Below are 19,212 nucleotides of genomic sequence, written 5' to 3'. Positions count from 1 at the left end.
TTTCATTTTAGTGCGGTTAAGAAAAGTATATATACTTTTCTTTTTTTTTGTATTGAAGTGTATGTATAAATCATACATAATAGAAGATGAGAATAATATTTATCAGAATGGCAAAGGGGAATTGAGTTATGAGTAAAAAACATAGTGAGACAATTTTAGTAATAGATTCAGGATGCGATTTACCTTTAGATTACATTGGACAAGAAAATATAGTACCCATAGGTTTAGTATGCAATTTTAAAGGTAAATCAATAGAGGATGACTTTGGAAAGAAATTTATTCGTAAGGACTTTTATGATGCTTTAAGGCAAGGAGAAATGCCTACTACTTCACAGATAAATAGCGAAAGATATGTAGAAGTTTTTAGAAAGTATGTGAAGAAAAAAAAATCTATTATATATATTGTAATGTCTTCTGGAATATCAGGAACTATAAATAGTGCAAATCTAGCAAGAGAAACAATACTTGAAGAATTCCCAGAGGCAGATATAAGTATAGTTGATAGTAAATGCGCAAGTCTTGGACAAGGACTTTTAGTTTATTATGCTTATGAAATGCTAAGAAAAGGAAGTTCGAAAGATGAAATAGTTAACTGGCTAGAAGAAAATAAACTTAAGATTAACCACTGGTTTACAGTTAATGATTTAAACCATTTAAAAAGAGGTGGAAGAATATCAAGTTCAGCTGCAACAGTTGGTACATTATTAAATATAAAACCTGTTTTATTTATGGACAATGAAGGACTACTTACTCCTTTTTCTAAATGTAGAGGAAGAAAAAAGGCAATACACACCTTAGCTGAAAAATTTAAAGAAAGAACAAATCCAAATGTATTGCAAGTTATTGCTATAGGTCATGGGGATTGTATTGAAGATGCTCTAACTCTTGAGGGCTTGGTTCGCGAGAATGGAAATGTTAAAGATGTCATTTTAAATTATGTGGGTACAGCCATAGGGTCTCATACAGGTCCAGAAATATTAGGATTATATTTTATAGCTGATAAAAGATAGGGGCTAAAGGATATTGTGGAAAATAAAATCGCAATTATAATTTCATTTAATAGATAAGAAGGGGGATGTCTGTGACATCCCCCTTCTTATAATGCTAAAACTATTCTGTTTCTTTTCCTAATTTCTTAGATTCTTTAGAAACGCCTATTTCATTTGCAGTTTCCATTCTCATTTTAGATAATTCTTGTTTTGTTTTTGGATTAGCCTTTTTATTATCTTTGCTGTTTTTGTTATCTTTATGTGACATTGTATAAACCTCCTTGTATTGCTTAAGAGTAGAAAACAATTATTTAATTGCTTTGTCTCTTGCTAATAAATATGTTCATTAATAATATAACCAAAATTATAAAATGTATTCGAGAAAAATGTATTTTAAAATGATATAATTAGAATTATTTTAAAAATGACTTAGGAGGAAAGGGTTATATGAATAAAACAATAGGATTTATAGGCTGCGGTAATATGGCACGAGCTATGATAGGTGGAATAGTAAAATCTAATTTAGCTGCTAGTGAAAAAATAATAGCAAGTAATCCATCAGATAGGAGCTTAAATAAGGTAAAAGAAGAATATAATATTTTAGTAACTAAGGATAATGTGGAAGTTGCACAGGTTTCTGATATAATAATATTAGCTATAAAGCCTTATAAATATTTTGAAATTATCCATGAAATCAAACCATATTTAAAGAAGGAGGTAGTCATAGTAACTATAGCTGCAGGTATAACGCTAGAGGGTATGAGTAATACCCTGGGGGCCGATGCAAAGGTTATTAGAACTATGCCAAATACTCCAGCACTTGTAGGCGAGGGAATGAGTGCACTGTGTGCTAATAGAAATGTAACTAAAGAAGAATTGCAAGAGGTAGTAAGTATTTTTGAAAGCTTTGGTAAGATAGAAATATTAGAAGAAAATCTTATTGATGTAGTTCCAGCGGTAAGTGGTTCATCTCCTGCTTATGTGTATATGTTTATTGAAGCTTTAGCAGATGGAGCTGTACTTCAAGGAATGCCAAGAGACAAGGCTTATAGAATGGCAGCTCAAGCAGTTTTAGGAGCAGCTAAAATGGTTATAGAAACAGGTGAACACCCAGGAAAACTAAAAGATGATGTATGCTCACCAGGAGGAACTACTATAGAGGCAGTATATACCTTAGAAAAGAAAAATTTTAGGGGCTCAGTAATTTCAGCTATGGAGAGTTGCACACAAAAGGCAATTAAGATGGGTAAAAGTAACATTTAATAAAGAAAAATAGGATTTTAATTGTAAAACGGTTTAAGAAACAGCTTGCACTTTCTAGGCTGTTTTTTTATATCCTAAAATAGTGCATCATCTATAGATGCACTAAACCTAATGTAAGGAACTAGAGTGAGTTTGCTATAAAGATAAACAAAGTTTATACTTTGTTTATAATTTGTTTATAGAAAGTAGAGACATGTATTCTAAAATAGAATTATGAAAGGCTTTCATGTTATAAAGCAAATTTAAATAAAAAGGGGATTCAATAAAATGAAATTAAATAAAAAAACAACAACAATAATAAGTTTTGCTCTAGGTACAGTAATGTTTACAACTACTGCTATTGCTCAAGTATTATCTAAAAGTGGGTATGATCAACTTAAAGATTCTGTAAAGTATACAGCAGAAAGTTGTACCACTAAACTTTCAAGCTATACCATGGATATGTCATTTAGTTTAAAGGATAATGGTACAGTTATTTATTCTGGTAATTCTCTTAATAAAGTTGATGTACCAAAGGGAGCTAAAGAAACTGTATCAACAAAATTAGAAGGATTAACTAAGAGTGAAGACTATAATTACTCTGATAAAAATGGTTCTATATTTAAAGACAGTACAAAAAACATCTATTATGCAACTGAATTTGCAAGTCCTCAGGAAATTATAACTTCTAAAAACCCTTTTAAAGAAAAGGGAGCTGATGATATGGAGAAAATTGCAGATGCTCTTGTGGGTAATTTAAAAGATGCAGTTGTAGTTACCGAAAATTCAGATGGAACTAAGACTTTATCTGGTTCTTTAAGTGAAGCTCAAATACCAGCACTTGTTAATGCAGTGGTATCTTTTCAATCTAAAAATGAAGTTGGTAGTAGATCTAATAATCCTAATAATGATAGTAGCATACCTAAAATAACAAAGGATGTATTTGTAAAAGAAGTTAAAGGTAATATGGTAACAACTAAAGAGGGATTAATTCAAAATGTTCTTGGCAGCGGAGTGATTTCTGGTAAAGATGACAGTGGTAAAGATCATAAATTAACCTTCGAACTATTAGTGAAGATGACGGGTATTAACTCAACTAAGGTTAGTAAACCAGATCTTACTGGTAAGAAAGTAGAAAAAAATATACTACAAGATCGTAGTAAATTAACCAATCCTGAAAAATATATAGGAAAATACAAATCAGATATTTTAATAGAAAAGGATGCTAAATTCGTAAGAATAGGCGAACGATTTATAGATGTTACTGCTGTAGATAATAAGAGTATTAGTGGAAGATGTTATGAAGAATATGTAAAGGGATATGAGGAATATGCAACCAATAAAAAAGACTTTAAGTTTGATGCAAAATTCGGAAAAGAACAGTTTAATGGAACATTTATTGCAGAAGGTTCTTCAAATAAAAACATAAAAGGTAATATATCTATTAACCAAGGTTTAGCAAAAATATACTTTTATATAAATGGAAATGAAAATACAATTAATGATGATTCTTACAGTAAAGTGTTTAACTAATAATAAATAAGCTCACTGGTATTAAGGGGAGGGGCTCTAAAAGAAAATATATAAATAAGGCACATGAAAATAAATAACTACATACTGACTAGTTATTTGTTTTCATGTGCCTATGGCATAAGTACCCTTCCTATTAATTATGTGATAATTTATTTTTTATTTTACAAAAAAATACTGCTGCAACGCTATAATCAGAAGGGTTATAAAACTAAATTTGGGGGGTACACAATGGAAAAAGTAATTGAAATTAAAAACCTTTCCAAGATATATAAAAATGGAAGAGGTATAACAGATATTAATCTTGATATACATAAGGGCGATATATTTGGGTTTTTAGGACCTAATGGCGCTGGGAAGACTACTGCTATGAAAGTCATGACGGGCCTTATAAAACCAGATAGTGGAGATGTTAAAATTTTAGGACATAGTATCTCTGAAGAATATCAAAAGGCTATGGGAAAAGTAGGTTGTATTATAGAAACTGCAGAATCCTATCTTTATCTAACAGCCTATGAAAATTTAAAACAAATTTCAAGATATTATAAAAATGTCGATGATGATAGAATAAATGAAGTTTTAGAACTTACGGGACTTTTTAAATATAAAAATGAGAGACCAAGAAAGTTTTCTCTTGGAATGAAACAAAGATTAGGAATCTCCGCTGCAATTTTATCAAGGCCTGAAGTAATTATTTTAGATGAACCCTTAAATGGACTTGATGTTGAAGGAATGATCGCTATGAGAAATATAATAAAAAGCTTAGTAGAAAAAGAAAATGCTACGTTTTTCATATCAAGCCATCTTATCCATGATGTTGAACTTACTTGTACCAATATTGGGGTATTGTATGATGGACGAATGCTTAATGTAGATACTATGAAAAATATATTAAACAACTATGCAACCCTTGAAAATTATTTTGTCAGTGAGGTGGAAAGAAATGGTAGAATTTAAAGCTGCTTTAACAAATGAAGTTGAAAAGCTATATAAGAGAAAAAAAATTTTAGTTGCTATGGTTATATCACTTATTTTTATAATAATAGGACAATTATCTATGGTGGTATTAAGAAGTGGGTTTGGGGTGCGTGGGGTTTCTAGCATGGAATTTCCTATGCTTGTTCTTTCTTTAGCAGTTAATACAATTCTGCCACTATTTACGGCTCTTGTTACAATAGAAAGTTTTTCTGGGGAGTTTTCACAAAATACTATGAAAATTGCACTTACAAGGCCTATTTCAAGATTTAAATTTTATGTATCAAAGTTAACTGCAATTATGTTATTTATACTTGGCAATCTTTTATTCTTGATGATTTTTTCAATACTAGCTGGTTGTCTTTTTAATTCGAATTCCTTGGCATTAGGAAGTGTTTTTAAAATTTTACTCTCATACATTGTAACATTAATGCCTATGGTTATTTTATCAATAATTATCGCTTTTTTCACCAATATAATTAGAAGTGGAATAGGTGTATTTTTCCTATCTATTTTTGTTTTTGTTACCTTTAAAGGATTAGGAATTATATTTTACAGATATTCGGGTATGTTTATTACCACTATGATGGAATGGTATACGCTATATAATATGCAAACTATACCTGCTCTTAAAATTTTTCTTCAATTTATGATGATGCTAAGTTATGGTATAATATTTTTTACAGCAGGATATTATTTATTTGATAAAAAAGAATTTTAAAAGTCCAGATTAAGCGAATTTAGAAGGTCTTTGAGGTGAAAAATGAATATAAAAAAACGGTTAATTATCTCCAATACTATAACTATATTAATTCCTTTTGTCATTACAATTATAGCGGCAATGCTATTTATTTTTGCTTCTTCAACAATTTTTAATAAGGATGTAAGTTATGATAATTTTAAAAAATTTATATTTTTAAAAACGGAGTTAGCTGATACTAAAAGTACCATATGGAAACAAAATCCTGATGATATAGAAGATCTAAAGTTTCAGAAGTATTTGTATCATAAGCTATCAAATATAGATGGAGACCTTATAATACTTAAAAACAATAATGTTATTTTCACATCCAAGGATGTAAATAAAATAGATATAGAAAAATGCTTATTAGAAGCTGAAAGTAAATCTCAAAAGAAAATAGTTGTAATTGATACTAAAGATTATATGGTGGAAGTAGCACCACTTAGGTTTAAAGATGAATCTTTAGGCAATGCTATATTATTGGCACCAACTTTTGAGTATTCAAGTATTCTTGAAAAATTTATTGTATTTATCATTGTGGTATTCATTATGACTTTTATAGGGGTTAATATATTTATGTCCTATGTGTTCTCAAAAAGAATAATAAAGCCCTTGTCACTTTTGAAAACAGCTGTGAGAGATATTAGTAAGGGTGATTTAAGTTTAGAAATCATAGAAGGTGGCGATGAAGAAATTGTGGAGTTATGCGCTGATTTTGAAAAGATGAGAGTACAACTTAAGGATGCTGTTAGTTTGAAAAAAAAGTATGATGATAACAGGACAATGTTAGTTTCTAGTATATCTCATGATCTTAAAACACCTATAACCTCAATAAAAGGTTATGTTAAGGGTATTTTAGATGGTGTGGCTAATACTCCTGAAAAGGAAGAACGATACTTAAGAACTGTTTATTCAAAAACAGAACAAATGGATGTTATGATCAATGATTTGCTTTTATATTCCAAATTGGATCTTAGTCAACTTCCCTTTAATTTTGAAAAAACTGATATTATAGATTATTTTAATTACTGCATTAATGAAAGTTCTATAGAACTTGAAAAATCTAATATAAAAATCTGCTTAAAAAACGATTTAAAAGGATCAAAATACGTTAAAATAGATAGAGAAAGATTAATGAGGGTTATACTAAATATTATTGATAATGCTCGTAAATATATGGATAAAGAGCAAGGTGAAATTACCATACTGCTTAGAGAAACTAATTCTAGCATTATTATTGAAATAAGGGATAACGGTTGCGGTATTGATGAGAAGGATGTAAATAAAATCTTTGATAGGTTTTACAGAGCGGACTGCGCAAGAAGCGAAGCAACAGGAAGCGGCCTTGGACTTGCAATTGCAAAACAAATTGTAGAGGGACACAAGGGCACAATATGGGCTGTAAGTCATGAAAATCATGGTACAAGCATTTTAATATCATTCGGTAAAATACTAGAGGGATAGAGGAGTATTATGAAAAAAATTTTAATAGTTGAAGACGATGTGTGCATTGCTGAACTTGAAAAGGACTATTTAGAGCTTGAGGGTTTTGAGGTTAAAATATGTAATAATGGGGTAGATGGATTAAATGCCTTAAAAACAAATCAATTTGATTTGTTAATTCTTGATGTTATGCTTCCTAAAATGGATGGATATACTATCCTTCGTAGTTTGCAAGAGGATAAGGATATTCCAGTTTTAATGGTTTCTGCAAAAAAGGAAGACATTGATAAAATAAAAGGTTTAAGTCTTGGTGCAGATGACTATATTACAAAGCCCTTCAATCCCAGTGAATTAGTTGCCAGAGTTAAGTCACATATTCGAAATTATGAAAGAATAAAGAATAAATTTAATGGCAACGTCAAAAACAATACTCTCATAATAAGAGGGCTAGAAATAAAAAAAGATTGTAGACAGGTATTTATGAATGGAGCTGAAATAAATTTAGCTCAAAAAGAATTTGACCTATTGCTATATCTAGCTGAAAATCCCAATAGAGTATTTAGCAAAGATGAATTATTTGAAAAAATTTGGGGGTTTGATGCTATAGGAGATACTGCAACTGTTACAGTACATATTGGCAGAGTCAGAGAGAAAATTGAGGTATCTACGTCTACTCCTCAATATATTGAAACTGTTTGGGGCACTGGGTACAGGCTTAGGGTATAAAAAATATTCTAAACTTGTACCTTTTTAATTATTGAGGTTCCATTAAATATTACTCCTAATACTTATTAGGAGTAATATTTATTATAGGACAAGCATATATAATTAGAAAAGATATCAAAAATTTATGAAATCTATTGACATGAGAACAAATGTTCGCTATAATGTGAATATAGTAATAAAAATAAAAATACCTGTAAAGTATTTTTTAATATATAGTTATTGTATTTTATAGCGGCTTAGATTTACAGCTGGACTGCATTTTATTGACCACTTTAGTAGATGATTTAACTGGAGGTAAAACAATATGGAAACAAAGGATTTATGGGTTAAGATTAATTATTCAAAGCAGGGTAATGACAGTTTAGCAATAACTTATACTGCGAGTACAAACAAGGTTAATCATTCTTCTAAGTATTTAATTTGTGGGGGAATGTATAATAGAAATGGTGGAACTATAATGTTTAAGGCAAAGAATATTGAAGAAGCTACAGAAATAGCTAATAATAATTTAGTAGCCAATGCAGGTTCTAATAAATATGAGTATCTTAAAAGAAGTGTATAGTAAGACTCCCAATAGCTCAAAGGTATAGTGGCTTATAGCAAACTATAAGTTAGTTAAATAGTCTAAGTTCTAACTGACTACGTTAATTAATGATTTTTAATAATAAAGGGTATTCTGATATTTCAGAATACCCTTTATTACGTTTAAGAAACCTGAGTGTAAAACATTAAATGGCAAATTCGATATCTTCAATTACTATATCTAAATGTTCTACTAATGAAATAGTTGTCCCAATTTCTTTTGAATTAGCGGTGATTCCACTTTTCACGATTTTAACTTGAGGTCTTAAAGCAAAGTTAGGAAATACATCTGTGACTACCCCGATATCACCAGTGTTAAGTTTTACTAGGGTTCCAGGGGGGTAAGGAACAACTGCCTTAGAAAATGCTTTAACCATTTCATAATCAAATTGGGTGTCACCATGGGAGAAAATATATTCTACAGCATCATTAGGGCACATAGCTTTTCTATAAGGCCTGTCCGAAGTAAGTGCATCATACACATCTGCAATAGCAACGATTCTAGCGAATCTATTTATAGATTTATCTTTTATATTATCTGGATATCCGTGTCCATTTATTTTTTCATGATGTTGAAGAGCTACAATTCTGGCGGGAGCAGATATATCCAAAGAACCTTTTAAATAATCATAGCCTTTAGTAGTATGCTCCTTTATAATTTTAAACTCATCATCAGTTAAGGGGCCAGGTTTTAGAACTATTTCTTTTGGAACAAGAACTTTACCTATGTCATGTATCAGTGCGCCCATACATAAAGTATAAAGTTCATCTTGGTTTAGTTGCAACTGAACACCTAATACTAGAGAAATTACAGCTACATTTACACTATGTTGGTAGGTATAATTATCCATACTTTTAATATCTACCAGATTAATCATTACATTTTTCTTGCTTATAATTTCGTCAATTATATCTCTCGCAATACTTCCTATAGATTCGAAATAGGATTGTTTTTCTTTTGCAAATTTTTTTTCGTTAAAATTTATATTATTAGAATATAAACTGTATTTTTCAAAACTATAAAAGGTGTCTTTTACAGCTTTTATAGCAGTTTGGCGTAACTCAGGTTTTATTACATCTTCAATTATAGTTTCGCTATATTCATCATTAATATACACAGAATAAATCTGTAAACCTTTAATTCTTAACAAAAATTTTTCGGTTAAAGTAACACCTTCTCTTAATAAAATCCTTCCATCATTATCAAATATAGTTTTAGCCAAGAAATTTCCTGGTTTTGCAAATTCGATTGGTACAAGTCTCATAACTACATCACACCCCAAATATAACAATTAAGTAATTTATACAATTTTAATGAGTTCTAATATTTAAATTAATATTAAAGCTTGTTTTTAGTGAAAAAAAACCACACATACATAATAATTTAAATTAATGGAATTTAAAGACATAATAATATATTTTACACTATTAAGGGCTAAAATCACAGTATTACTTATTAATAAGGTATAAATAATATATTTTACAACATAAGTTGCAATTTTAAGTGTAAATATATACAGTATTTACACTTAAAATGAAAATATATGCAATTACAAATATAATACATATATTATAAAAAATGGTATAATATTATTATGTAATTTCGATTTAATTAATATGTAAAGTGGTGATGTAAAATGAAAAAGTCTATTAAAGCACTAGTAATTATATGCATCTTCGTAGCGACACTTATCAGCGCAATAACTATTAATATCAAGGGTGATAATTATAAAGCCAATAAAGATCCTGAGGTTAATAAAAAAGAGGTTGAAAAAAAATTGCCAGCAAGTGAGAAGCTAGAATATAAAGTGGCAAGCGTTATAGCCGTGGGGGATATATTAATTCATGAAGATCAGTTAAAAGCACAATTTAATAAGGACACAGGAGAATATAATTTCGAAAATAATTTTAAATATGTGAAATCACATATAAAATCCGCAGATATTGCTCTTGCAAATTTTGAAACCACCTTAGCTGGTAAAAAGGAGAAATATACAGGATTTCCGCTTTTCAATTCCCCTAGTAGCATAGTTGATGCTATGAAGGATTGTGGTTTTGACATTTTATCTACAATTAATAATCATACTATTGACAAGGGAAGTGCTGGAGTTCTTAAAACCCTTGAAGAAATCCAAAAGAGAAAACTTATAGCCCTTGGCACAAGGGAGAATCTGCAGAAGCCGTCTTACCTAATACAAGAAGTTAAAGGCATAAAATTAGGAGTTATAAGCTATAGCTTTGAAACACCAAGAAAGGGACAAGATAAGACGCTAAATGCAATAAAAATCCCAAGTGATATTGTAGATTTATTGAACACCTTTAGTTATGAACACATTGAAGAGGACCTGCGTAAAATTAAAGCACAAATTGATGAAATGAAAACTAAGGGAGCAGAAGCAATTATTTTCTATATTCATTGGGGGAACGAATATGAGAGAGCGCCTAATATCCATCAGAAACGAATTGCCAATGCATTATGTGATTATGGAGTAGATATTATTTTAGGAAGTCATCCACACGTTGTTCAACCTATTAAATTTATAACTTCAGAAAAAACAGGTAAAAGGTCCTTGGTGGTTTACTCAATGGGAAATTTTATTTCAAATCAGCAATATGAAAGAACTAATAATAGATATACTGAGGATGGGATTATTGTAAATATACAAATTAAGAAGAGCAATTTATCTAATAATATTACAATAAGTGGAGTATCTTATATACCTACTTGGGTACATAGATATACTGAAAATAATAAATTTGTTTATGAAGTTTTACCCTTAACTGATGCACTGGCAAGTAAAGAAAAATATAACCTTAATGAGAGTGCAGAGGTGTGGAGAGCTGAAAATTCTGAAAAGAGTACTCGAATGCTAATGGGCGAAAGTGTGGAAATAATAGAGGGTGGAGCGAAAGAAGTTATGAATTAAATCCTTTGCTGTTGATAAGTTATTAAGTTAATTACAGAGTTAGGGTTATTATATTTGGTGGCTGTTATACCTTCTCTTAGAATAATTTATAAAAAAGATTTTAGAATAAGGTTGAATACTTGCAATTATAAACTATAATTAAGGGTGAAACTATCAATATAGCATATTATCTTGAAAATTCAAGATCACTTAGAAATAAGCATATGCCGTTAAACTAAATTGTAATTGATGGCTTGAATAATTCTAATTGGGAGGAAATATAATGAGCATACTATCACGAAATGATATTTGCTGGTGTGGCAGTGGTAAGAAATATAAAAGATGCCATATGGAGCAGGATATATTTATAAGTAATATAGAACAAAAAGTAGGTTATAAAATACCTAGGGATATTATGAAAACAGAGGAACAAATAGATGGTATAAGAAAGAGCTGCAAGCTAACTCATGAAATACTTGATATGGTGGGTGAGCGAATAAAAGTGGGAGTAACTACAAATGAAATAAATACTTGGGTGCATGAATATACTGTTGAGCATAATGCATATCCAGCACCATTAGGCTATGGTGGTTTTCCTAAGAGTGTATGTACATCAATAAATGATGTAATATGCCATGGCATACCTGATGATACAGTTCTAAAAGATGGTGATATAGTTAATGTGGATGTGACTTGCATATTAGATGGCTATTATGGCGATGCCAATAGAATGTTTATTATGGGTAAAGCTTCAAAAGAAGCAATAGATTTGGTACGTGTATCAAAAGAGTGTCTAGATCTTGGAATACAGCAGGTTAAACCCTACAATACCCTTGGGGATATAGGAAATGCAATTCAACAGCATGCAGAAAGTCATGGATATTCTGTAGTATATGATTATGGTGGGCATGGTGTTGGACTTGAGTTTCATGAAGAACCTTTTGTACCTCATATAGGCAAAAAGGGAGAAGGCACAATATTACTACCTAATATGACCTTTACTATTGAGCCTATGCTTAATATCGGAAGCCCTGAGGCTGATGTGCTTGAAGATGATTGGACAGCTGTTACAATAGATGGTTCATTGTCATCTCAGTGGGAGCATACCATACGTGTTACTGAAACTGGATATGAGATATTAACATAGAACTACATTGTATATTAAAAACACCTCCAATTATTGGGGGTGTTTTTAAGGTTACATTAATAATATGGGTAAAAGGTTAGTCTTATAAATATCATCAAAAGGAGAGATATATTTGAAAATTAATAATTATAAAGATAAAAACAAGGAAAATAGAATTAACAAAGATAAAGAAAGCATAATATTTAATAAATCATATATAATTATGATTTTAGCACTTATAAGTTGTTTTTTATGGGGAAGTGCTTTTCCATCAGTAAAAGTAGGTTATCAGATATTTTCTATAGGAGGAAATGATACTTATCAAAAGATACTTTTTGCAGGTTTTAGATTTTTAGTATCTGCTCTTATGGTATTCACATTTTGCATAATAACAGGAAGATCTTTAAAGGTAAGAAGGGAAGATATATTTAAGGTAGCCTTTTTAGGATTTGTACAAACCTCCATACAGTATGTATTTTTTTACATAGGTCTTTCAAATACTAGTGGTACAAAGGGCTCTATATTGGCAGCTACAACCACATTTTTCAGCGTTATTATAGCTCATTTTTTTTATGAAGAAGATAAACTTAGTTTTAGGAGAATAATAGGAGTGGTACTTGGATTTATAGGTGTAGCTATTGTAAACATGAGTGGTGGGGAAATTCAAGGTGGATTTACATTAACAGGAGATGGATTTGTAATAATTTCCAGTTTGGTAGGTGCCTTAGCTGGTATATACACTAAAAAGATTGCAAAGGACATACCCACCTTTGTAATTTCAGGATATCAGCTATTTATTGGTTCTATATTTTTGATATTGACAGGATTTGCTGGAGGAGCCAGGGGATTAGATTTTAGTCCTAAGGGTTCAGTATTGCTTTTATACTTAGGATTTATATCCGCAGCAGCCTTTTCAATATGGACAGTTTTACTTAAATATAATGGAGTTGGAAAGGTTACTATATATAAATTTTCTATACCTTTATTTGGTGTGTTTTTATCCTATGTGTTTCTAGGCGAAAGGGTGGTTGGGACTAAGGTTATAATGGCGGTTATTTTAGTTATAGTAGGCATAATAATTATCAATACAGAAACAAAAAAAGTTTAAAAGTTAGGTTATTCAATTCTTATGCATGCAACAACAGTATTGGATATGTTGTTTTAGTAGTAATATTTGACGTTTTACAAAAAAAAAAGATAAAGTCTATAAGGATTTGTTATAATGATAGAAAAGTACAAATTTTAGAGAGATTATAAAAAATAGAAAATTATAGAAAAATTTTTCTGCAAAGTGATGATGATATACAAAAAATATGTTATATTTGTATTGTGGTACAGGGTCAAAGCTGATTTTAGTATTGTAGCACTTCAGGTTATAATTTAATTAATATTTAAGGAAGTGATTTTAATGGAAATTATTAACAATAGATACAGAATAGTTAAGTGTATAAAACAAAATAGGGTAGTTTCCAGTTATGTAGTTAATGACATAATAAAAAATTACGATACGGTACAATTAAATATTATTAATTCAGAATATCTAAAAAAAGAATTAATAGAATTCTATACAAAAGAGTTCATTAGTTTAACTAACCTAGACTGCAAAAATATAACATCAGTATATGATTTTGACCTAGTTAAGCTTTTAGATAATAAAAAATTAAATGATAAAGTGTATTTTTACACAAATGAATATGTGCAAAATAACTTTAGCATTTTAGATATTGCAGATGAAATGTCAAATGAAGATATATTAGATTTGTTTATAGAAATCTGCCAAAGTATAAATTATCTTCATTTAAAAGGTTTTATTTATGGAGGTATAAATTTATCGAATATTATAGTTTCAAGTATAGAAAAAGGTGAAGAAAATTGCATTAAATTCAAAGATTTTGCCACTATTGAACTTGAAACACAGGGTTTCTGGAAGGAAGAAAATAAGGTTGATTATTTTAAGGCGCCAGAAATATTAGCAGGTGGAAAAGACAGTATTTCTAGTGATATATATTCTCTAGGGGTATTACTTTTTATTATATATATGAAAAGTGAAGATCATAATTTCATTATTGATGAAGACATTATAGATCTAGATGAGTTCAAACTTTGGGAGAAAATTAATGAAAATGAAAATTTTAATGTAAAATTTAAAAAGATAATTAATAAAATGATTTATAGTGATGCCACAAAAAGATATAAAAGCATTTCAGAATTAGTAATGGATATAAATATTATTTTTAGTAAGAAATACGTACCACATAGAAAAAAAGAGATAGAAAAATTGAATTTCAATTTGAAGTTGATAGGTAGAGATGATGAAGTTGAGAAAATTATTAATATATATGAATCTATCAAAAATAAAAATAATTATAATTCTACTATTTTAATTCATGGAGAATCAGGCATTGGTAAAACTAGGATTCTTAATTCACTAAAATACATTTTTTCTTTGAATAAAGTAAACGTTTATAGCAGTTTTATGTTGGACGCTTCTACTAAAAATAGTAATAAGGCTTTTGTAGATATATTAAAACAATTTATTTCTGAATGTGAATCAGAGGTGCTAGAAAGATATGAGTCGGAACTAGTAAAATTTATCCCTGAACTAGGTGGTAAAAAGAGTATAATACCATCGGAACCATTAAGCGGTCATAAAGAAAAGTTTAGACTTATACATTCCGCAACAGGGTTTATTGAAGAATGTGTCAATAATATACCCATAGTTATTATTATTGATAATTTCCACTTAGCTGATGATTTTACCATAGAATTAATGGATTACCTTATGAGAAAAAAACTACCTAATAAAAATATCATGGTCATAATGTCCTACTGTGACGGAGAGTGTGTGCTAAATAAGAAATTCACGGAATTTAATAAAAGTATAGCTCAGAGCAATGATGTAACTAATATTTTTTTAAAAGAGCTAGATGAGAAAGAAGTAGGAAGAATGATTCAAAATATCCTTGGTATGCCTAATATACCCTATAAATTAGCAGCTAGTATATATGAAAAGACAAAGGGTAATCCATTATTTGTGCAAGAAATTATAAAGAGTTTTTTCAGTAAAAAATACATTTATGTAGATGGTGAAGAGGGGCGTTGGACTAAAGAATGTGAATATTCTGATTTTATACTACCGACAGATATGCATGGAGTACTATTAAATCAAGTTAAAGAAATGGGAGAATTGAATTACAACATTTTACAAATAATATCAATATTTAATAGTGCTGTTTCTTTAGAAATAATTGTTAGTTTTATTGATAAAGATAATAAAGGTTTAGAGAAAGCTATTGAAGGGCTTATTTCCTCGGGAATACTATGCAAAAAAATTGAGGATAGAGGTTTCGTATTCGATTTTTACAATAAGTTTCTTAAAAGTCTTATGTATGAAAAAATCAGGTCGGAAGATAGAAAAGCTATGCACAAATTAGCCTCAATAGTACTTGAAAACCAGTATAAACAGGGTGGTACGGAATATATTGATGAATTAATTTATCACTTAGAAAAATCTAATCAAGAGGGAAAGATTATTGATTATTGCATTGAAAATGCTGAAAAAATGAAGCTCCTAAAAAATAGAAGTGATGCTATAAAAAATTTAACTAAAGCCGAATCTATTATAGAGTATTCATGGGATCCAATTAAAAATATAAAGCTTATTATGGACCTTGCAAATTTGCACGAACAGGAGGGACATATTGATTTAGCTGTAAAATACTATTTATCAATACAGAAATATAAGGAAAATACAGAGTTTTACAAATATATAATAGATAGCTTAGTTAAAGTAGCAGAGGTGTATTTAAGTAAAAATAATATAGATAGTACAGTTTATTATATTGAAAAAATTCAGACTATGCTTTCAAAAGTAGATTATCTTGCAGGAATGCTTAGATGTCAGGGGATACTTGCTTCTATATATGACATAAAGCAAGAGTATGAAAGTGTACAAACTATATGTAATAATTGTATAGAGAAGTGTATAGGGGAATATGAAGAACTTAAGACAATATTTTATAACCATAAGGGATTAGCTTATTTAAGAAGTGGTAGAGCTCAAGAAGCGTTAGTAATTTTTGAAAAAAATATAGAAGTTTGCAATAAATATAATAATATTGAGGGGTTAATAAAATCCTTAAATAGAATAGGTGTTATTTATGGAGATTATTATCAAGAGGATGATAAGGCCATAAAATATTTCCTAAAGATGAAGGATATATGTGAAAAAAACAATATGAGCTCAAAGGTCATACTTGCTTTAATAAATATAGGTGCTACATATTTTTCCAAAGGGCAGTATGAAACATCCTTACAATATTTTATGGAGACACTAGAAATGTGTAAAAAATATGAAGATGAATTCCATACTTTTTATTGTTATAGTTATATTGCTAGTTCTTATTTGAAATTGGGTAATTACGATAATGCATATAAATATTATGAACTTTGTAATAAAGAGCTAGAAAATTATCCTACTCAAGGAAAAGAAATAGGGGAATTCTACTTTTTAGCGGCTCAAATAAACTATAAAATGGGTGATTTGAAAAAGGCTCAGTTATATATACAGCAGGCACTAAATATATATGAAAATGACGAATGTATTTTTAAATGGCAGTCTCAGATTTTAAATGAATATATATTATTTCATTTTAGAGAAAATGATGATAAATCTAATGAAATCATCGAAAATATTATAACTATAGCAAGTAAAATATCCTCATTAAGTAGTAGACTTAACATATTTTATGAGGTTATAATTTTTTTATATGAAAATGGAAAACGAAAGCTTATACCTACCATTTTTAGTGAAATTAACAAGATTGACATTGATATAAAAGAGCAAAGAGTGTATGTTAAAAAGTTATATGTCGATGGATTAATGGAAAAGAAGAAAAACATTAAATTTTTCAATGAAGCATTAGAATATTCAAATAAATATAATGAAGTTGATATATATTGGAAAGTATATACTGCAATGGGAGATTATTATTTTAATAAAAAGGATTATTTGTATGCAGTAATATACTACTTTGAGGCTTGTGGTATATTAAAGGATATAATTCACAAGTTACCGTTAGAGAGCAGATTAACTTACATTCAACTAAACAATGCATTGAGGCCTTTCAATAAATTTTTAGCAATTAATAATTATTATAAAAACAATAAAGATACGAAAGTATTAGAAGCTGATCCTTTTATTATCAGCGATGAGGCAGGGCTATTATATTTATTAGACCAAGTAAATCACAAAGAAATTTTAAAAAACAAGAACTTTATAAAGTCCATAAAAAAAATATATTCATCTGCCCTTCATGAAGATATTCATGACATTAGTGATGTATTAGAAAATCTACAAGGGGATAATGGGAAAAACTTAGAGCTTATAATTGATTATTTATCATATATAACACTAGCCACAAGGGGAACTATTATTATAAATGATAATGACAATGCCTATAAAGTTATCGCATCTAGTGATAGAAGATATGAATTGCCACAAAACCAAGAGGTATTATCTAAAGTTTTAACTGGAGAGAGACCAGTTTTAGTAGGGGATGTAACTCTAGAACAAAATGTAAATGGGGGTGCAAATAGTATTCATAATACCTTAAAAGCCTTTATTTGCATCCCTATTATTATAGAAAATACTAATGAAAAAGGCTTTATTAAAAATGAAAGAAGGAAAAATATACTGGGCAATAAGGATGTTATTGGATATGTATATATTGAATCACAAAGAGTATTAAATAATCTTAATAATGATAGCATGAAAAAATGTATTGAGCTCAGTAAAGTTATAGGTATAATAATTGAAAAATATAAATTTAGATTAACTGCGTCTATTGATAAATTGACAGGAACTCTTACTAGAAAATACCTAGAAGAAGCCTTAGGTGAGCAAATTGAAGTAGCAAGCCAAACAGGGAGCGAATTTTCACTTATTATGTATGATTTAGATCATTTTAAAACAATAAACGATAAGTTTGGACATAGGACAGGAGATTATGTGTTAAAAAGGGTTTGCGATGTGGTGATGAGCAATTTAAGAGAAACAGATATTGTAGGTAGATATGGCGGTGAAGAATTTATTGTTATTCTTCCAGGAACTAGTGTTTGTGATGCTGAGCTTATAGCTGAAAAACTTAGGACTAAAATAGAAGGAGAAAAAATACTAGACAATAGACGAGATGTTACTGTAAGTTTGGGTGTGGCCTCCTATCCTCTTCATGGTGAGTGGCAAGAAGAATTAGTTGAAAGAGTAGATCAAGCTTTATATGTGGCAAAACAGCAGGGGCGGAATAGATATGACATTTGGAACCGTGAGTTCTCTAAAAAGGCGAAAAGAACAGATAGACTTGCTGGAATAATATCTGGTAATGCAATACAAGACCATAGAAATGTACTTGCTATGATAGAATTAATTGAGCTTATAAACATAAATACAAGCAGAGAAGATAAAATATATACTTTATTAGGTAGAATAATTGAAATTACAGAAGCAAAAAAGGGAATCTTATTTATTTTGAAAAATGGAAATATTATAGATAAATATTCAAGAAAAATTCTTAAAAATGAATGGATGGATATAAATACCTATAATGAGAATATAATAAAATCTGTAATTGATAGTAAACAAGGAGTATGCAAGATAGATTGGGATACAATAACTGAGTATGATACAGTTACAGGTGTTCCGAACTGGCAATCTGTAATGGTAATTCCGTTGATTCAGGGTGACATAGTAAAAGGAGTATTATACTTAACGGAATCTACGGTGGCAAAAGAATTTGGTTTTGAGGATTTTAATTTTGTAAATACACTGGGGAAGATAATAGTTCCAATACTATAACAATATTTTGTTTTTTAATTATAGTATATACAAAATAAAAATGAGGGAACATAGATGTATAAAAGCATTTATGTTGTTAGCTCTATGGAAGTATATGG

General features: G+C 29.4%; 14 protein-coding genes. 12 read left to right on the top strand and 2 right to left on the bottom strand.

The window, feature by feature from the left end; genetic code table 11:
- Positions 1-128: 128 nt before the first annotated feature.
- Positions 129-1,010 (top strand): DegV family protein, encoded by an 882-nt coding sequence (locus tag ACREV6_RS07685; protein ID WP_431577425.1) that lies wholly within the window; start codon positions 129-131, stop codon positions 1,008-1,010.
- A 100-nt stretch (positions 1,011-1,110) separates the two neighbouring features.
- On the opposite strand, the gene ACREV6_RS07680 is transcribed toward ACREV6_RS07685, so the two are convergent.
- Positions 1,111-1,257 (bottom strand): small, acid-soluble spore protein, alpha/beta type, encoded by a 147-nt coding sequence (locus ACREV6_RS07680; RefSeq protein WP_124998663.1) that lies wholly within the window; start codon positions 1,255-1,257, stop codon positions 1,111-1,113.
- A 179-nt stretch (positions 1,258-1,436) separates the two neighbouring features.
- Here ACREV6_RS07680 and proC point away from each other — a divergent pair, with 179 nt between their 5' ends.
- From proC to ACREV6_RS07645, 7 genes are all read left to right on the top strand, one after another.
- The gene (gene proC, locus ACREV6_RS07675; RefSeq protein WP_431577424.1) at positions 1,437-2,252 is read left to right on the top strand and encodes a pyrroline-5-carboxylate reductase; all 816 of its coding nucleotides are present in this window, start codon (positions 1,437-1,439) and stop codon (positions 2,250-2,252) included.
- Positions 2,253-2,519: 267 nt separating this feature from the next.
- Positions 2,520-3,764, top strand: a complete 1,245-nt coding sequence (locus ACREV6_RS07670; RefSeq protein WP_431577423.1) for a hypothetical protein — start codon at positions 2,520-2,522, stop codon at positions 3,762-3,764.
- Positions 3,765-3,992: 228 nt separating this feature from the next.
- Entirely contained in the window at positions 3,993-4,718 is a 726-nt protein-coding gene (locus ACREV6_RS07665) for an ABC transporter ATP-binding protein (protein ID WP_431577422.1), read from the top strand.
- The gene (locus ACREV6_RS07660; RefSeq protein ID WP_431577421.1) at positions 4,705-5,457 is read left to right on the top strand and encodes a DUF2705 family protein; all 753 of its coding nucleotides are present in this window, start codon (positions 4,705-4,707) and stop codon (positions 5,455-5,457) included. Before ACREV6_RS07665 ends, ACREV6_RS07660 begins: the two co-directional genes overlap by 14 nt.
- Positions 5,458-5,499: 42 nt before the next feature.
- Positions 5,500-6,942, top strand: coding sequence for a sensor histidine kinase (locus ACREV6_RS07655; RefSeq protein WP_431577420.1), 1,443 nt, complete (start codon positions 5,500-5,502; stop codon positions 6,940-6,942).
- Positions 6,943-6,951: 9 nt separating this feature from the next.
- Positions 6,952-7,647 carry a response regulator transcription factor gene (locus ACREV6_RS07650; protein ID WP_431577419.1) on the top strand — a complete coding sequence of 232 codons (696 nt, stop codon included), beginning with the start codon at positions 6,952-6,954 and terminating at the stop codon, positions 7,645-7,647.
- 304 nt (positions 7,648-7,951) lie between these two features.
- Positions 7,952-8,209, top strand: coding sequence for a hypothetical protein (locus ACREV6_RS07645; RefSeq protein ID WP_431577418.1), 258 nt, complete (start codon positions 7,952-7,954; stop codon positions 8,207-8,209).
- 166 nt (positions 8,210-8,375) lie between these two features.
- Here the strand turns inward: ACREV6_RS07645 and ACREV6_RS07640 are convergent, their stop codons facing one another.
- A complete protein-coding gene (locus ACREV6_RS07640; protein ID WP_431577417.1) occupies positions 8,376-9,494 on the bottom strand; it encodes an HD-GYP domain-containing protein in 1,119 nt (372 codons plus the stop codon).
- A gap of 372 nt (positions 9,495-9,866) precedes the next feature.
- On the opposite strand from ACREV6_RS07640, the gene ACREV6_RS07635 reads away from it, so the two are divergent.
- The 4 genes from ACREV6_RS07635 (at position 9,867) to ACREV6_RS07620 (ending at position 19,114) form a co-directional block, all read left to right on the top strand.
- Positions 9,867-11,156, top strand: a complete 1,290-nt coding sequence (locus ACREV6_RS07635; RefSeq protein WP_431577416.1) for a CapA family protein — start codon at positions 9,867-9,869, stop codon at positions 11,154-11,156.
- Positions 11,157-11,418: 262 nt separating this feature from the next.
- On the top strand, positions 11,419-12,282 hold the full coding sequence (locus tag ACREV6_RS07630; RefSeq protein WP_431577415.1) for a methionyl aminopeptidase: 864 nt from the start codon (positions 11,419-11,421) through the stop codon (positions 12,280-12,282).
- A 112-nt stretch (positions 12,283-12,394) separates the two neighbouring features.
- Positions 12,395-13,369, top strand: coding sequence for a DMT family transporter (locus ACREV6_RS07625; protein ID WP_431577414.1), 975 nt, complete (start codon positions 12,395-12,397; stop codon positions 13,367-13,369).
- A 300-nt stretch (positions 13,370-13,669) separates the two neighbouring features.
- On the top strand, positions 13,670-19,114 hold the full coding sequence (locus ACREV6_RS07620) for a diguanylate cyclase (protein WP_431577413.1): 5,445 nt from the start codon (positions 13,670-13,672) through the stop codon (positions 19,112-19,114).
- Positions 19,115-19,212 lie beyond the last annotated feature (98 nt).

It is taken from the genome of Clostridium sp., from assembly GCF_050717515.1.
Lineage (GTDB): Bacteria > Bacillota > Clostridia > Clostridiales > Clostridiaceae > Clostridium_AD.
Note: the sequence above shows the minus strand (reverse complement) of the source record. Positions and strands in the feature narration are given on the sequence as shown.

Bases quoted from the DNA above. Each gene is read 5' to 3' on its own strand.
- ACREV6_RS07655 (WP_431577420.1), top strand. From the start codon at position 5,500: ATGAATATAAAAAAACGGTTAATTATCTCCAATACTATAACTATATTA.
- proC (WP_431577424.1), top strand. From the start codon at position 1,437: ATGAATAAAACAATAGGATTTATAGGCTGCGGTAATATGGCACGAGCT.
- ACREV6_RS07650 (WP_431577419.1), top strand. From the start codon at position 6,952: ATGAAAAAAATTTTAATAGTTGAAGACGATGTGTGCATTGCTGAACTT.
- ACREV6_RS07645 (WP_431577418.1), top strand. From the start codon at position 7,952: ATGGAAACAAAGGATTTATGGGTTAAGATTAATTATTCAAAGCAGGGT.
- ACREV6_RS07620 (WP_431577413.1), top strand. From the start codon at position 13,670: ATGGAAATTATTAACAATAGATACAGAATAGTTAAGTGTATAAAACAA.
- ACREV6_RS07685 (WP_431577425.1), top strand. From the start codon at position 129: ATGAGTAAAAAACATAGTGAGACAATTTTAGTAATAGATTCAGGATGC.
- ACREV6_RS07660 (WP_431577421.1), top strand. From the start codon at position 4,705: ATGGTAGAATTTAAAGCTGCTTTAACAAATGAAGTTGAAAAGCTATAT.
- ACREV6_RS07670 (WP_431577423.1), top strand. From the start codon at position 2,520: ATGAAATTAAATAAAAAAACAACAACAATAATAAGTTTTGCTCTAGGT.
- ACREV6_RS07680 (WP_124998663.1), bottom strand. From the start codon at position 1,257: ATGTCACATAAAGATAACAAAAACAGCAAAGATAATAAAAAGGCTAAT.
- ACREV6_RS07640 (WP_431577417.1), bottom strand. From the start codon at position 9,494: ATGAGACTTGTACCAATCGAATTTGCAAAACCAGGAAATTTCTTGGCT.
- ACREV6_RS07665 (WP_431577422.1), top strand. From the start codon at position 3,993: ATGGAAAAAGTAATTGAAATTAAAAACCTTTCCAAGATATATAAAAAT.
- ACREV6_RS07635 (WP_431577416.1), top strand. From the start codon at position 9,867: ATGAAAAAGTCTATTAAAGCACTAGTAATTATATGCATCTTCGTAGCG.
- ACREV6_RS07630 (WP_431577415.1), top strand. From the start codon at position 11,419: ATGAGCATACTATCACGAAATGATATTTGCTGGTGTGGCAGTGGTAAG.